Consider the following 15,614-nt stretch of genomic DNA (forward strand, 5'->3'; position numbering starts at 1 on the left):
ATACTTGCTACACCCAGCTATGCCCCTGTCTTTCAACCAATGAAATACTGTCATCCGGTCCCCAGCTCCCCGCTTTATAATTAGGGAAAGAGGCATCTTTATTATTTTCCCACGCTTCCTGTATAGTAGTAACTACATCCCAGGCTTCTTCTACCTGATCGGAACGCATAAATAAGGTAAGGTCCCCGATAAGCGCATCCAATAATAAAGTTTCGTAGGCTTCCGGGGTATCTTCCTGACAGACAAAGTTATCAAAGATCATTTCTACCGGTTTTAGGACCAGCGAAAGCCCTGGTTTTTTGGTCATAAACTGAAGTCTGATATCCATCAGCGGCTGAATATTGATGATGAGCCTGTTTGCTGATAAAAGATGGGGACTATCCGAGAATGTGGAATGTGGCAAAGGTTTAAACTGGATCGTAATATAAGAATGCTTTTCTTTCATTTTTTTCCCGGTACGGACATAAAAAGGAACATTCTGCCACCTTTCATTATCAAGGTAGAATTTTACAGCCGCAAAAGTCTCTGTGTTGGAATCCTTAGCAATCCCATCTTCCTGGCGGTATCCCTTTATTTCTACACCGTCTATAATATTCTTTCCATATTGGCCCCTCACCGCATAATGATCGACCTGGTCCGGAGAAATTCTACGGATTGCTTTCAGAACATCTACTTTCCGGTCCCTAATCTCCCCGGATTCAAGCGATGCAGGCGGTTCCATAGCAACCATACAAAGGATTTGCAACAAATGGTTCTGAACCATATCCCGTAATGCTCCGGTTTGCTCATAGAAAGCTCCCCGCGTCTCTACCCCCACTTCTTCGGCAACAGTGATCTGCACAGATTCTATATATTTATGATCCCATAAAGGTTCAAAAATAGAATTCCCAAATCTGAATGCCAATATATTCTGAACGGTTTCTTTTCCTAAATAATGATCGATACGATAGATCTGTTCTTCTTCAAATGTCTGTGCAAGAAGACTATTGAGCTCTATTGCCGATTGTTTATTATAGCCAAAAGGTTTTTCGATAATGATTCGGTCTTTTTTAGCATCACCAGCTAAAGCTGTATTTTTAATATGGTTTGAAATGGTAGCTATGAAATTAGGCCCGATTGATAAGTAAAACAATCTGTTGGCCCGTACACCATACACTTTATCAAAAGCCTCCAGCTTCTCATACAACGACAGGTATGAACTTTCTTCATCCAGCTGATGCTGAAAGTAGGTAATATGTGCCTGAAAGCCTGCCCAGTCCTCAGAAGTCACTTTTTTTCTGGAAAAACGCTCCAGATTTTCTTTAATATAGCTCCTGAAATATTCATCAGTATTGTCTGCTCTTCCTAGTGCAACAATGTTAAAGCCTTTTGGCATTCTGCCATCGATATACAAGTTATAAAAAGCCGGAAAAAGTTTTCTTTTTGCCAGGTCTCCTGTAGCACCAAAAATTATAATGGTTGTTGGCTGCAAGATTTTATTTTCATTCATTTTTCCGAATTTATTGATTTAGACTTTGCCAAGAAGTATGAAAAACTCCTTCTCTGTCGGTTCGCTGATAGGTATGTGCTCCAAAGTAATCACGCTGAGCCTGGATAAGATTTACAGGAAGAGATGCTGTGGTATAGGCATCAAAATAACCTAAAGCAGTCTGCAGCCCTAAGCTTGGAATTCCATTAGAGGCAGCATAAGCCGCTGTTTTTCTTAATGAGCTTATTTTTTCTTTAACAATAACTGAAATATCCTTATCAAGTAAGATATTGGATAAATGAGGGTCTTGGGTGTACGCCAGATAAAATTTCTCTAACAGCACGGAACGAATAATACAACCTCCTCTCCAGATTTTTACAACATCTTTTAACGGAATTTCAAAACCATATTCCTCAGATGCTTTAACCAGTAAAGCCAGTCCCTGCGCATAACTGATCAGGGTAGCCAGATAAAGTGCATCTCCTACTTCTTTAATAAATGCTTTAGTATCTTCCGGATTTGTTATTTCGCGGTCTGAATACAGTTTAGAAGCGCAAACCCTCTCTTCTTTATATGCTGATAATATTCTTGAAGTAACAGCAATATCAATCGTCGGAATGGAAACTCCGATTTCCATGGCTTGCTCAGAAGTCCATTTTCCTGTTCCTTTTGCCCCTGCTTTATCTAAAATCTGATCCAACAGGTATCCATCGGTTAAAGAATCTTTCTGTTGAAAAATATCCCGGGTGATCTCTATTAAAAATGAGTTCATCTCGCCGCTATTCCACTCTTTAAAAACCTGATATAGCTCATCATTGTTAAGCTTAGCTCCTCTTTTTAGCAGGTCATAGGCCTCACTGATCAGTTGCATAATGGCATATTCAATCCCATTATGAACCATTTTCACATAATTTCCTGCTGATCCTTTCCCCATATATGCGGTACAGGCTTCATTATCCACTTTTGCAGAAATGGCCTCCAACATAGGCTGAAGAAGACGAAATGCTTCCAAATCTCCTCCTGGCATTATACTCGGTCCAAATCGTGCACCTTTTTCACCGCCGGAAACCCCCATCCCCATAAAATGCAGATTTTTTGAGGCCAAATCGGCAATACGTCTGTTGGTATCTTCAAAATAAGAATTTCCTGCATCAATAACGATATCGCCTTTACTTAAAAGCGGAGTCAGGCTTTCAAGAACTGCATCTACAGGCTTGCCCGCCGGCACCATAAGAATAATTTTCCTCGGACTTTCCAATGCGGAAACAAAATCTTCCAGAGAACTTATCCCTTTTATTTTCATTTCTGAAGTGGCCTCAGCCTCTAATTCTTTTACTTTCGCTACATCAAGGTCAAATCCTGCGATTGAAAAACCGTTATCAGCAATATTGTAAAGAAGATTTCTCCCCATTACACCAAGGCCGACCATCCCATAACTATATCCTTCCATTGTATTGGTATTTATTATACAAAGAATAAATTTACGCAAAGCCTATGAGGAAAAAAAATAAAAGAATAGAAAAATTCCCTGACTTTTTTCATCTTCCTCATTTATAAGAAGATAGTTTAAAACAAGTTTTTACGGATAATCTTCCGATTTTTAAAAAGGAAAAAAATTCACCTTTATTCGAAATTTTACAGATATACGATCCCTACTATTGAATAACAGTATATTTATTTCAGTATAACGTGAATAAATATAAAATTATTTCGCATTTCTCCTCTCCTGCTTGACTAGGACCTGATAATTATGAAAATAATCTATTGAAAAATGAATGCTATTTTGTGTAATTAAATCATATATTTGCCAAAATTTAAATTCATGAACTACAAACTTGCGCTTAATACGCAGGAGCCTAACTCTAACATTGTTTTTAATACAATTATGTTTGATTCTTTTAAGATCAATATAGTTGAGAGGTATGCTGGATCAATGAATGCTCGGCCGAAATTGTGTGAAGTTTTATTCAAGGTGAGAACTTTGGATGATAATATCATCCAGAAAAGAGATGGGAATATGAGGGTAAAAATCAAGGGAGATACTTTTGATGATTATCAGAAGTTATCTCAGAAACTAAATTCTTATGAATATAAAAATAAACTGATCAACAGAAAAGATGCTGAACAGGATTACGTTCACTTTATCCTTAGTCTGGTAATTGCAAATTACGATCTCAACTAATTTTTTGTATTCTTACAATAATTTTTATTGCACATTATTCTAAATCTGTAAGAGGTATTCCTATGGTTATACCTATCGGATTTATTAGGCTCAGGCAATACTGAATTGTCGGACAACTATTCCTTTACGTATTCATCAAGGGAAAAGCTAGCCTTATATGCTGTGGAATGATGAAGACTTGCTATTTCATTTTAATTTTCTATACCGCTTTTTATGTATATTTAAAGCAAACTTTTAACTAAAATGAAACAACAATTATTCTTTAGACAGATTATCTTTCTTTATTTATTCTCCCTTTCTATTTTTTTATTCGGTCAAAATAATACCTGGCAGCCCCTGGGTCCCGATGACTCCAGCCAACCTTCGTTCGGAACTTCTGACGTTACCAGCCTTACGATGGCACCAAATGGTACCCTATATTTTGGATACAGAGATTATGTGAACAATAGTAAAGCCACTGTAAAGAAGTTTAATGGTACCAATTGGGAAACCGTAGGAACAGAAGGATTTTCGGATGGCATTATATCTCAGATAGATCTCACTACAGCCCCGGATGGCACTCCGTATATTGCCTATCAGGATTATGCGAATGGTAGTAAATTGACGGTAAAAAAAATTCAATGGTATCAGCTGGGAAACAGTAGGAATACAAGGATTTACGAGCAGTGGTCCCATTTTTATCAGTTTAGTTATTGCCCCTGATGGAACACCATACGTAGGATATTCAGATAATAATAACAATAAAAAAGCTACTGTAATGAAGTTTAACGGAACGATTTGGGAAACAGTGGGAACATTAGGCTTTTCAGCTGGAGATGCCCAATATGTCAATCTTGCTGTAGCACAGAATGGAACTCTATATGCAGGGTACAGAGACATTGTTAGCGGAGGCAAAGCAACCGTGAAAAAATTTAATGGTACCAGTTGGGAGACGGTAGGAACATCCGGATTCTCGGTAGATTTCAGTGCCATGTATGTAAGTCTTGTAATCGCACCTAATGGTACTCCTTATATTGGCTATTCAGATTTCAATGACAGTGAAAAAACAACTGTTATGAAATTTAACGGTACCAGTTGGGAAACAGTAGGTCCGGCACAATTTTCTGCAGGCACAGCCATTTTTACCAACCTTGCCATAGCATCGGATGGCATACCTTACATAGCTTATGCAGACGGTACTAACAATATGAAAACTACCGTTAAAAAATTCGATAACAACAATTGGGTAACTATAGGTACACCGGGGTTCTCAGCAGGAGGGGTTAACTATAATGTTGATCTTGTTATTAGCCCGGACAATAAAAAAATAATTGTAGGATACAGTTTATCGGCATCTAATGGTGTTTTTGCCAGGTATTACGATGCAGGAGAACTGAGTATCAAAGAAACCTCAATTCAAAATTCCGGCATATATCCAAATCCTGTAAAAGGCGAGCTCAATATAAAAACAGAGAAAAAGATCAAATTATGTACTTTATTTGATATGGCAGGGAGGATCATTCTAACCACCTCATCCCAAAAGATCAGTGTCTCAGCACTGACAAAAGGAGTCTATATGCTGAATATCCAATTTGCAGACGGCACTTCCTTATCGCAAAAAGTGATGAAAGAATAAAATCAATGTTATTTAGATATAAAAAGGGCCTCTTAAGAGGCCTTTTGTTATGATTACAAACGTCAACTTTTAAATATTATTAGCAAAAATTTTATCCTAACCCACTATTGAATAGTATAATCTTTGGTATCCACTTCTGATAATCTAAAGTAGCCCAATGGAGCATTAGAAGAGTTAGTCTGATTAATAATACTTCCGTTAACAGCTGTAGGAATCGTAGAAAACGGACCGCTTTCTGAGCCGGAAGCATTCAGTATTTTTCTGAAATAAGCATAATACCTTTTGGAAACTGCAATTAATTTAATATTGATAAAATCTCAGGTTGGAACGTTTTCAAAAAGCAGTATAAAAGTCAAAAAGCTACTCCAAATTAATGAAAATAGATCAAAGTTTTTCCGATATAGAACCCAGTACAAATTATTATTTATTGGTCCGGGCAGAACGGAGAATGTTTAAACTTTATTTTAAAGATATTCTTTTCATCCAGGGGCTAAAAGATTATGTGATTTTGCATACGGAAAAACAAAAAATTATTACAGCAATGAATATTAAAACAATTCATGATCAGCTGCCAAGGAATATCTTTGTAAGAGTGAGCAAATCCTATATCGTTAATTCCATGCATATAAATTCTCTAGACAATAATACCATTTACATTAAGGAGAATGAAATCCCCATTGGAAATATATACAGAGATTATTTCTTCAAAGAATTTGTAACAAAAAAGATGTTGGGGAAATAACACCTCATAGAAAATTCTGCAATAATCATTGAAACCAATACTTACCGATTTGAAATCATTCCTTAATAGCTATTATAATAATCCTAGTTATACATACAAGGCTTATTTAAATCTATTTGTTTGTTCTGATCACTTTTCTTTTATTTTTGCCTATGTTTCAGACCAAAATTAAGCAAGGCATCAATGACCGGATGAATCTCCTCCATATATTGAGTGGGTGTATAAGAAACGGTAACCGGTTTCGTATTATTCACAGTCCGGCTAATCAGCAAATTGTCTTCAAGCTCCTTTAACTCTTTGGATAGAACTTTTGGCGTTATTCCAACAGACTTCTCCAGCAAATCTGTGAATCTCATCACTTTATAATGATATAAATTATGCAAAATACAAAACTTCCATTTGCCGCTCAATAGTTCAAGGGCATCTTTTATAGCCAGTACTTTTTCCTTATCAATATCTTTTTTTTCGATCATAAATAGTGACTTTCCTAGAGGAAATGAATAGTAAATATAAAGCAAATATCCAATACTTTTGTTTGTAAAATAAAATCATTCGCAATGAAAGTAACACTAATCGCCAATATTTCAGCTAACGGAAAGGTCTTATTATCAGACAATCCCCATCATCAATTACCACCGGAAGCAATGGAATTTTACCTGGAGTATGCAAAACAAGCCGGAAACCTTGTCATAGGATTAAAAACCTTTGAAAATTTCCTGAACTTCCCCCAAGATGTTCGTGAACTTTTTGATGGAATAGAAATCATAGTATTAGCATATGCTCCTTCTTTTGCAGTCCATTCCGCTGCGATTTTCTGAAACGCTAATACTTCTTCAGAAAGCTGTTCACCATCAGCTATATAGGGTTTATAAGAACCTGAAATGTAATTAAGATGCAAACCAATCATATGAGAGGGTATTTTAAGGACAGCCAGGTGCTTATGCCCGAACCTATATCGCCGCCTTGAGCTCTATATAAATATAAAGTGGTAATTACAAAATTTCATACTCTTTTAATAATTGACCGTCCTGAAAAGCACTTCTTTTAGAAAGGAAATAAAGAAATACCATAATATTATTATGGTAAAATGTTTTTTCCGTAACGAATCCATGTTCTAATTGTTGTTAAGATTATGGCTGTCCTTTACCTCCGGCTGCTCCGTAAATCTGTCCAGTTGCAAAACTGGCGTCATCAGCTGCTAATTGAACAAATATAGAAGCGAGTTCTGCAGGCTGCCCCGGCCTTCCGAGCGGTGTATCACCACCGAATTTTTCCAGATTTTCCTGTGTCTGCCCTCCGCTTACCTGCAAAGGTGTCCAAACAGGTCCGGGCGCAACGCCATTGACCCTTATCCCTTTCGGGCCCAGTTGCTTGGCAAGAGATTTCACATAATTGGTCGTTGCTGCCTTGGTTTGTGCATAATCATAAAGATCAGCGGATGGATCATAAGCCTGAATAGACGATAGACCAATGATAGAAGAGCCTGGTTTCATATGAGGCAGAGCTGCCTTTGTGATCCAAAAAGGTGCGTAGATATTGGTTTTCATCGTCCAGTCGAAGTCTTCGGAGCTAAGATCGAGTATAGATTCGTTGGCTTTCTGATGACCTGCATTATTGATCAGAATATCCAAACCTCCGAGTTGCTGTACAGCCTGGGTAACCAATTGCTTGCAAAAGGCTTCACTGCGAATATCCCCGGGGATGGCAATACCTTTACGACCCTCCTTTTTAATAAGCTCAATCACCTGCTTTGCGTCTTCCTCTTCTGCAGGCAGATAATTAATTGCTACATCCGCTCCTTCTCTTGCATAAGCAATAGCTGCAGCCCGACCAATGCCTGAATCACCGCCGGTGATCAGTGCTTTTCTTCCTTCTAATCTTCCAGAACCTACGTAGCTCTTCTCTCCATGATCGGGTACCGGTGTCATTTTGTTTGCCAATCCAGGAAAAGGTTGCGATTGCTTATTAAAAGGCGGCTTGGGATATTTGTTCCGGGGATCCGTAAGCTCCTTCGCATTCGTTTTTCTTGTAGTAGTGCTTTGTGACTGCGCTAAAGCACCGGGAGCAACGGCTGCCACTGCAACAGTTGCAGCTATTTTTCCGATAGCATCTCTCCTTGTTATTTTACTTTCCATATCAATATGATTTATTTGGTGTTTAAAGAATTTATGATTTGAAAATAAGCAGCAGGACACGCCAATATTAAGTGCGAATTATTGAACATGTTACTGATTGCTCAATTGCCATATACTCTATTATATTCAGTGATAAAAGATTGTAATTGATTCGGTTTAATAATTATAATCTTATTACAATTATTTAGTGAGTATAAGTGTAAAGGTAATAGACTGCTCAACAAAAGTTTATGACACAGATCATAATTCAATTATTGTTCGAAGGAATGATGATTAATTGTTATTAAAATATCCCTTATGATAGACTGTCCAAAGAATACCATATAACCACAAAAAACTAAAATATGATGGAAAAAAATTATAACATAAGATTTTGTTGGCTGCAAGTTGAGCAGAGCCATTATTGAGTATTATGCAAACTTTATCTACAGTATTTGTAGCACTTCCAGAATGTTTATTTTAAATAGACTAAAATATCAAACACAACAGATTAAACATAAGAGTTGATAAAGAGATTTTACATTTAAAAAAAAAAGACAACTATCAAATAGTTGCCTTTTTTTTGTGACCGCAGAAGGATTCGAACCCTCACTGTCGGAGCCGAAATCCGAAGTTCTATCCATTAAACTATGCAGCCGATCCGTAATAGATTGAAGTAACAAGATCAGAAGGAATTAAACCTTCTTACTCCTATTCTTTAAAGTACTACTAGAAAGTAATCTTTACACCACCCAAAATCTGGGCTCCCAATACTTTATATCCTTTGTAGGTTTGGTAGTTTGAGTTCAGAAGATTATTTCCGGTTGCAAAAATACTGAAATTTTTGTGAAATTTATACTCTGCGGAAAGATTTAAATCTGCATAACCACCAACTTTATCATTAGTGTTCTCTGTAGACTGATACATCATAGCAGGATTTGCCACTCCCTCGATAGAGTAAGAGTTTGTCGTTCTGTCACTTGCAAAAATTCCCTTGAACCCTAGCAATAACTTTTTATCAAGCATTGAATATTTCGCACCAATGCTGGCATTAAATAAAGGAACGTTATAAATATTATCGTAATTCTTCAAATTATACTTTGTGAATCTCAATTCAGCATCTAAAACAAGATTTGCCAGAGGAAAATACTGAATGCTTCCTTTGATATCACTTACATTACCGTCATCGTAAATAGCAGAGAATGTATTCGCAAAATTATATGCAGAACGGTTTAATGTAAAATCATTATTGAAAAGATCATTAGCCTTAAAGAAAAGGATATCTCTCATTTTTCCAAAACCAGCTGAGAAATCATACTTGATTGTTTCATCAATATCCCCTCTTAAACCAGCATAAAAATGATATTTGGTTTCTGTAGGTTTCAACATCTGATCGGAAAGAATAAATGGATTTTGCTGCAGAAGGTCACTGTAGGTATTTAGTTTTAAACCTCCGTCTACCCCTCCATAGAATTTGAATTCTTTTGAAGCAGCCACCTGGAATTCAGCTTTTGGAAACCAGTAGCTTTTATTGTTTTTAACCTGCTCCATAATGGCACTTGAATTTTTACCATTCAGAAATGCAAATGAAGAACCCACCATTAAATAAGACTCTCCCTTAGTGAAAGTAACTTTCGGATCTAAAGTAGCGTTGAAATAATTGGATGAATTTTTATCCCTGATTTCGAAATCGGTTTTAACGGTTTCCAATCCTACTCCCAAATCAGCATTCATGAGAATGTCATTTTTAGACAATTCTACACCATGTTTTGATAAATTTACCAAAACGGATGCCTGGTTTTCCTGAGCGTCAAAATGATCCTTTAAAAAAGAGGATTTAACCCTTACATCATTTAAGATCTCATTTGAATAGAAATCATAGTATCCGTTCACTTTAAATTGGTTTACCCTCTGCGTCAGATCCACATCTGCTGCAGGTTCCAGAGCATAGATTCCGTAATACCTGTTGTTATCCAATCCATATTGGGCGTTCAAATTGAATTTTCCTTTTTCTCCATAGGAGTTTAAGAAAGCCCCTATAGTGGCAGAACTCTGTTTGGAATCCCATGCATATTCTCTTTTCAGTCCCAATGTTGACAGAAAATGCACATCAGCCCCTACTTCAAACTTATTATCAAGGGTTTTGGAAATATTGGCATCTCCTAATATCTTTCCGAAATTCCCCATCCCAAATTGCAGATAATTATTTTGAGCAGATCCTTCAAATTTCGGCGTTACATCCTGACCCTGAATTGTGGAAGTTTTAAAGTCTGAAACAGCAGGAACATCTGTAATCCTGTATTGTACAGGATTCTGAGATTTCTCTTCAGGCGGATAGTTCTTAATAGTTTCTATTGAAGTCTTTTTCTTTTCGATCTTCTTAACTTCCGGTTCTCTTTTTTTTATTAAGAATCAGCCTTTCTTCCTTGATCTGGGAAAACGCAATCTGCGAAACCCCTAAAAATAATATGGATAATATTTGAATTTTCTTGTTCATTATTGCTTTGTATTTATGTATCTACGGCATATATTAATGAAATAATACCCGTCGATACGACCGTACATTTTCTTTATTTTTTGATCTGTTTTTTCACTTCCTTAGCTTCATTAACAATTTCCGGGAAGTCCTTGTAGTTCGCAATGATCTGATCACAAGTATAACTTGCCTGGTAATTATCTTTTAAACCAATATAATTTTTCGCCATCAGCACCAATGCTTTAGCTCCCCAATACTCCTCAGAAGAATAGTTATTAGCCAGCTTGAAGATGGTTTCGTTGGAAGATTTGAATGCTTTTCCTTTGTTCTGGTAAAATGCTTTTGCATATAATGCTTCTGCTGCCACCTCAGTATTGGAGGATTTTTCAAGAGAAGCGTAAGCTGCCTGGGCATCTTTATCTTTCGAAGAGTTCATGAGGCTTCTTGCCTTGATTACTTTTGCCGTCTCAATAACAGCAGCAGAGTTTTTAGTATTAGCAATAACATCATTGGCCAGCTTTTCAGCCTGAGAGAAGTTTTTCTCCTCAGCATACATCTTCATTAATTCTACATTCGCGTAGTTTTTAATATTGATATCCGAAGAGTTTTTAATGTTCTCTAAATATTTTTTAGCTTCTGCACTGTTCCCCTGCGACACATAAATCTGGGCTAAACGGGTTTGTGCATCATCCTGGTAATCATTCTGAACATTAGCAACTTCCTGCAGTACCAATAACGCTTTTGTTGTATTATTCGTTTGATAATAACTTTCTCCCAGTTCATATTTAGCCTGGAAAAGTCCTTCTCCAGTAGGATTTTGTGTAAGGTATTTCTCATAATAAGAAATGGCATTCTTATAGTCTTTTTTCGAGAAATATTGTTTTCCTGTAGAAAGGTTGATCTCATCGATCTCCGAGGCATCTACATTAACCCCAATATTTTTTGCAAAACTTTCGTATCCTGCAACATCTCCATTTTTAGTAAATACAGGTTTGGCCGCCTGAACAATTTTCTGGGCATATGCCGTATTCTTATACTGTTCTCCCAGTGATTTCAGCTCAGCAATCGCTTTATCGTTCTGGTTCTGATCAATATAATTTTGTGCCCTGTAAATAGATGCGTTAGCAACAAGATCTTTATCTGAAGAGGTTTTAATTACTTTTGCAAAATAATCATTAGAGTTTGTAAAGTCATCTTGTGCCGCATATGCTGTTCCGATCTCATATTGAGAATCATCGTAATAGTCGGATTGCGGATATTTGGACAGAAGGGATTTTAGCGTATTAATTTTAGCCTGCGTATCCCCTTTAAATCCTAAAGCCATCCCCTTCTGGTATAAGGTATAGTCCGTAGAATCCTCATTTTTATCATAGATAGCGATTGCATCATTCAGCTCATTATTTGCATAATGAATATCTGCCAAACGAAGTTCCGCATCATTTTTAAATTCCGGTTTAGGGTTGGTAAGGTATTGTTTAAAGTAGGTTTGGGCCTGATCAAATTTTTTGGATTTGAAATAGGCATATCCAAGATCATAAGGCAGCTGTTGCTTCTCTGGAAAGGTAGCGGTCAGTAATTTTTCATAACGCACAATTGCTGATGGATAATTTCCTTTCTGATAGTAAGTCTGAGCCAGCCAGTAAAGTGCCCTGCTGTTGAATTCTTTATTGATATTGAACGCAAGGCTTCTTAAGAAATATTTTTCTGCCTCATCATAATTTCCTTTGTTGAACTCCTCTGTTCCCAACAGGTAAGAAACCTCCTGATCTACTTTATCAATTTCCGGAGAAGAGCTTTGCAACCTGTCGATTGCATTTAATGTCTCCTTGTAATTCCCTGAATACAAATAGGATTTCACCAGCAAAGACCTCATCTCTGAAGCATTATCTGCATTCTGGTTTTCATTGATATAACTCTGGATAACTCCTGAAGGACTTTCAAAAGGGTTTCCGATATCGTAGCTTAATTTTGCGTATTGCTCATGCGCCAGCTTCTTTACTTTTGCATCATAATTCATCTGGTAAGACGATCGGAATGCAGACAATGCTTCCTGTTTTTTATCTACTGCCAGATAAGCATTCCCTAACTGGTAATAAGCATTTTGAGCCAATGCAGAGTTGCTGTTCAGCAATTGATTGTAATAAGAAACCGCTTCATCATATTTCTTCAGCTGAGCAGCTACAAATCCCATTTCATACAAATCGTTCTCAGAAGGACTTTGCTGAACACTCAGGTAATCCTTCAGGTGCGGATATGCAGCAGCATAATCATTCTTCATGAAATAACTTTCCCCAATGATTTTATGAACTTCTGCTTTATAGGAATCAGAAATATTCTCATTCAATAAAAGATTTCCTTCAGAAATTGCTTTATCATAGTCCTTGTCATTGTAGTACATCTGAACGTAATAAGGACGAACCAGCTTTGAATATTTAGGCTGATCTTTTACAGAATCAAAATACTGGAATGCTTTATCATTCTGCCTGTTTGAATAATACAAATGTCCCAGCATATAAGCAATATCCCCTTTTTGAGATTCATCAGCCGATTTATAAGCTTCTTCCAGCGCATCTATTGCTCCTTTAGAATCTCCGGTCATGAATTTTGCATATCCTAATTTTAGAATATACTGGGTATTTTCTTCTTTTGAAAGCTGATACTGATTCACATTTTTCAAAGTCTCCAGCGCTTTATCAAAATCTTTTTTAGCCAGATAATAATCCGCCAGAGGTAAATTAGCCTGAGCAAAATATGCTGAATGCGGATATTCTTTGATAAAGGCCGTTAAACCTTCTTCAGCATGATTTTTCTGAAGAATAACTCCGATCACATTATCAAAAAACTGGGCTGCTTCTTTCCTGGATCTCGACAGATTTTGATTGTAAAAATATTGTCGGGCATATTCGTATTGAGAAGCGTTGTATATTTTGGTTTGGTAAAGATTTTCAGCTAGATTGAATCTGTAATTTTCTTTCTGTGTAAAGTATTGAGACTGTTGAGCATCGGAGATTCCGAAATAGATCACAGCAGCCGCTAAAAGTATTTTTTTTTGATTTCATTCTTTATGGAATAAAAAAATTAGTCTATTATATCAACGAAAGTATTGAAAACTTATTGCTTAGGCAAATCCCGGCCGGGAGTTTATGGAAAAATATAGAAAATTTAGCTATTTTTTAACATACTTTTATAATTATCATTACATTTGTTTTTTTTTCAACTTCAAATATAAATATTGAATGAATCAACTTTTCAGGAGGAAAAACTATTCAGAAACAGATACATCTACCAGTCTTTTAAGAGTTTTAGGTGTTTGGGACATCGTTTTTTTTTGGTATTGCAGCCATTATTGGAGCAGGGAGTTTTAGCAGTTTGGGCGAAGCTGTTTTCAGAGGGGGCCCCGGAGTTATTCTTTTATATTTAATTTGTGGTTTTGCTTGTGGCTTTACAGCGCTTTGTTACGCTGAATTTGCCAGTAGAATTCCTACAGCAGGTTCTGCTTACACATATGCTTACGCAAGTTTCGGAGAATTAATTGCATGGATCATTGGTTGGGCATTGATCATGGAATACTCTTTCGGAAATATCTACGTGGCTTTTTCATGGTCCGATTATTTTACAAGTTTCCTGGGACGTCTGGGTATGCATATTCCCGATTATCTTACCTGCAGCTATACGGAAGCCCAAAAAGCATTCCTCAACGGTTCAGAAAATAAGGAGTTACTCAACGCCTGGAAATCTGCCCCATTAATAGGAAGCTTAAAGTTCATCGTTGATGTTCCTGCCCTTGTGATCAATGGTCTTATAACATGGCTCTGCTATGTGGGAGTAAAGGAAAGTAAAAATTTCAATAATTCATTGGTTATTTTAAAACTGGCAGTAATTGTTTTAGTGATCCTTGTAGGGTTTTCTTATATCAATACTGATAACTGGACTCCGATAAGCCCTGAAACACAAACTCCATCCTTTATGCCAAATGGCTTTGCAGGAGTTATGAGTGCTGTTTCCGGAGTTTTCTTTGCCTACATTGGTTTTGATGCCTTAAGTGTTCTTTCTGAGGAAACAAAAGATCCTCAAAAAACTTTACCGAAAGGAATGATCATTTCCCTGGTTCTTTGTACAGTGATCTACATTGCTTTAACATTAGTCCTGACGGGAATGGTAGATTACAGAAAATTTGATGGTATCGGCGATCCTCTTTCGTTCATTTTTGAAAAATCCAATGCCAATGTAGCGTGGATGGAACTTGTCGTTTCCTTTGTTGCTATCGTTGCCATTACTACCGTATTACTCGTTTTCCAGATGGGACAACCAAGAATCTGGTATGCGATGAGCCGCGACGGATTGATGCCTGAAAAATTCAAAACGGTACATCCGAAATACAAAACACCATCATTTGCAACGATTGTTACAGGTATTGCCGTAGGAGTTCCTATCCTCTTTACAGACAAGACATTCATTCTTGATTTTACCAGTATAGGGACCATTTTTGCATTCGTTCTTGTTTGTGCAGGAGTTTTAATGCTTCCGGCAAAGGAAAAGATCAAGGGCAGATTCCACCTTCCTTATATTAACGGGAAAATTATATTCCCCGTAATATTTATCGGTGGATTAATAGGTTTTTATATGTGGCAGCCTCAGTTCTTCCACAACCTCATGGATTGGAATGATCCTAAAGAAGGTGAATTCAGGGCTTCAATCTTTGTGTTCATTATTATTAATCTGATCCTTTGTTTCTTTACTTTTGTTAAAAATTTCTCCTTAATTCCTTTGATAGGGTTAAGCTCATGTCTTTACCTTCTTACTGGAATGAGCCATGAAAACTGGTTCTGGTTCGGATTATGGTTCGCTATAGGTTTAGTGATCTATTTTTGCTACGGATATAAAAACAGTAAGCTGGGAAAGGAATCTTCCAGAGACTAATTACAAATAAGCGAAAAGGCTCAATGACCAAATCGCAAAAAAATACTACAAGGCAAAGTTGCGATTTCGCAATTTTGCCTTTTATTTTGCTCTTAAA

At 36.8% G+C, this 15,614-nt stretch carries 11 protein-coding genes, 1 tRNA gene and 1 pseudogene; 6 read left to right on the top strand and 7 right to left on the bottom strand.

The genetic code is table 11. From position 1 onward, the window contains the following. Positions 1 to 7: 7 nt before the first annotated feature. Together zwf and gndA are read right to left on the bottom strand one after the other, a co-directional pair. A complete protein-coding gene (gene zwf / locus ACJ5H0_RS04960) occupies positions 8 to 1,489 on the bottom strand; it encodes a glucose-6-phosphate dehydrogenase (RefSeq protein WP_172278766.1) in 1,482 nt (493 codons plus the stop codon). A 10-nt stretch (positions 1,490 to 1,499) separates the two neighbouring features. Then, on the bottom strand, positions 1,500 to 2,918 hold the full coding sequence (gndA, locus tag ACJ5H0_RS04965; protein ID WP_411247762.1) for an NADP-dependent phosphogluconate dehydrogenase: 1,419 nt from the start codon (positions 2,916 to 2,918) through the stop codon (positions 1,500 to 1,502). Between the two features lie 372 nt (positions 2,919 to 3,290). Between gndA and ACJ5H0_RS04970 the strand changes: the two genes are divergently transcribed. The 4 genes from ACJ5H0_RS04970 (at position 3,291) to ACJ5H0_RS04985 (ending at position 6,007) form a co-directional block, all read left to right on the top strand. Beyond that, positions 3,291 to 3,650, top strand: coding sequence for a prevent-host-death protein (locus ACJ5H0_RS04970; RefSeq protein ID WP_345987916.1), 360 nt, complete (start codon positions 3,291 to 3,293; stop codon positions 3,648 to 3,650). 243 nt (positions 3,651 to 3,893) lie between these two features. Beyond that, positions 3,894 to 4,352, top strand: a complete 459-nt coding sequence (locus ACJ5H0_RS04975) for a hypothetical protein (RefSeq protein ID WP_411247765.1) — start codon at positions 3,894 to 3,896, stop codon at positions 4,350 to 4,352. Positions 4,353 to 4,407: 55 nt separating this feature from the next. Next, complete coding sequence (locus tag ACJ5H0_RS04980; protein WP_411247768.1) at positions 4,408 to 5,265, top strand: T9SS type A sorting domain-containing protein; 858 nt, start codon at positions 4,408 to 4,410, stop codon at positions 5,263 to 5,265. A 373-nt stretch (positions 5,266 to 5,638) separates the two neighbouring features. Continuing rightward, positions 5,639 to 6,007, top strand: a complete 369-nt coding sequence (locus ACJ5H0_RS04985) for a LytR/AlgR family response regulator transcription factor (protein WP_411247771.1) — start codon at positions 5,639 to 5,641, stop codon at positions 6,005 to 6,007. A gap of 140 nt (positions 6,008 to 6,147) precedes the next feature. Here the strand turns inward: ACJ5H0_RS04985 and ACJ5H0_RS04990 are convergent, their stop codons facing one another. Continuing rightward, positions 6,148 to 6,480, bottom strand: a complete 333-nt coding sequence (locus tag ACJ5H0_RS04990) for a winged helix-turn-helix transcriptional regulator (RefSeq protein ID WP_411247774.1) — start codon at positions 6,478 to 6,480, stop codon at positions 6,148 to 6,150. A gap of 84 nt (positions 6,481 to 6,564) precedes the next feature. On the opposite strand from ACJ5H0_RS04990, the gene ACJ5H0_RS04995 reads away from it, so the two are divergent. Continuing rightward, positions 6,565 to 6,825 (top strand): hypothetical protein, encoded by a 261-nt coding sequence (locus tag ACJ5H0_RS04995; protein WP_411247776.1) that lies wholly within the window; start codon positions 6,565 to 6,567, stop codon positions 6,823 to 6,825. Positions 6,826 to 7,137: 312 nt separating this feature from the next. On the opposite strand, the gene ACJ5H0_RS05000 is transcribed toward ACJ5H0_RS04995, so the two are convergent. From ACJ5H0_RS05000 to ACJ5H0_RS05015, 4 genes are all read right to left on the bottom strand, one after another. Then, positions 7,138 to 8,142, bottom strand: a complete 1,005-nt coding sequence (locus ACJ5H0_RS05000; protein WP_411247779.1) for an SDR family oxidoreductase — start codon at positions 8,140 to 8,142, stop codon at positions 7,138 to 7,140. Positions 8,143 to 8,707: 565 nt separating this feature from the next. After that, positions 8,708 to 8,779: transfer RNA gene (locus tag ACJ5H0_RS05005), tRNA-Arg, on the bottom strand. Between the two features lie 71 nt (positions 8,780 to 8,850). Further along, positions 8,851 to 10,308 carry a TonB-dependent receptor gene (locus ACJ5H0_RS05010; RefSeq protein ID WP_411247782.1) on the bottom strand — a complete coding sequence of 486 codons (1,458 nt, stop codon included), beginning with the start codon at positions 10,306 to 10,308 and terminating at the stop codon, positions 8,851 to 8,853. A gap of 383 nt (positions 10,309 to 10,691) precedes the next feature. After that, positions 10,692 to 13,622, bottom strand: a complete 2,931-nt coding sequence (locus ACJ5H0_RS05015; RefSeq protein WP_411247785.1) for a tetratricopeptide repeat protein — start codon at positions 13,620 to 13,622, stop codon at positions 10,692 to 10,694. A gap of 211 nt (positions 13,623 to 13,833) precedes the next feature. Between ACJ5H0_RS05015 and ACJ5H0_RS05020 the strand changes: the two are divergent. Next, positions 13,834 to 15,517: pseudogene (locus ACJ5H0_RS05020) on the top strand (APC family permease). Positions 15,518 to 15,614: the final 97 nt, after the last annotated feature.

This window comes from Chryseobacterium proteolyticum, from assembly GCF_046591535.1.
Classification (GTDB): Bacteria; Bacteroidota; Bacteroidia; order Flavobacteriales; family Weeksellaceae; genus Chryseobacterium; species Chryseobacterium proteolyticum.

Coding starts and splice junctions, on each gene's coding strand:
- ACJ5H0_RS04975 (WP_411247765.1), top strand. CDS start 3,894: ATGAAACAACAATTATTCTTTAGACAGATTATCTTTCTTTATTTATTC.
- ACJ5H0_RS04985 (WP_411247771.1), top strand. CDS start 5,639: ATGAAAATAGATCAAAGTTTTTCCGATATAGAACCCAGTACAAATTAT.
- ACJ5H0_RS04980 (WP_411247768.1), top strand. CDS start 4,408: ATGAAGTTTAACGGAACGATTTGGGAAACAGTGGGAACATTAGGCTTT.
- ACJ5H0_RS04970 (WP_345987916.1), top strand. CDS start 3,291: ATGAACTACAAACTTGCGCTTAATACGCAGGAGCCTAACTCTAACATT.
- ACJ5H0_RS05000 (WP_411247779.1), bottom strand. CDS start 8,142: ATGGAAAGTAAAATAACAAGGAGAGATGCTATCGGAAAAATAGCTGCA.
- zwf (WP_172278766.1), bottom strand. CDS start 1,489: ATGAATGAAAATAAAATCTTGCAGCCAACAACCATTATAATTTTTGGT.
- ACJ5H0_RS04995 (WP_411247776.1), top strand. CDS start 6,565: ATGAAAGTAACACTAATCGCCAATATTTCAGCTAACGGAAAGGTCTTA.
- ACJ5H0_RS04990 (WP_411247774.1), bottom strand. CDS start 6,480: ATGATCGAAAAAAAAGATATTGATAAGGAAAAAGTACTGGCTATAAAA.
- ACJ5H0_RS05010 (WP_411247782.1), bottom strand. CDS start 10,308: ATGGGGAATTTCGGAAAGATATTAGGAGATGCCAATATTTCCAAAACC.
- gndA (WP_411247762.1), bottom strand. CDS start 2,918: ATGGAAGGATATAGTTATGGGATGGTCGGCCTTGGTGTAATGGGGAGA.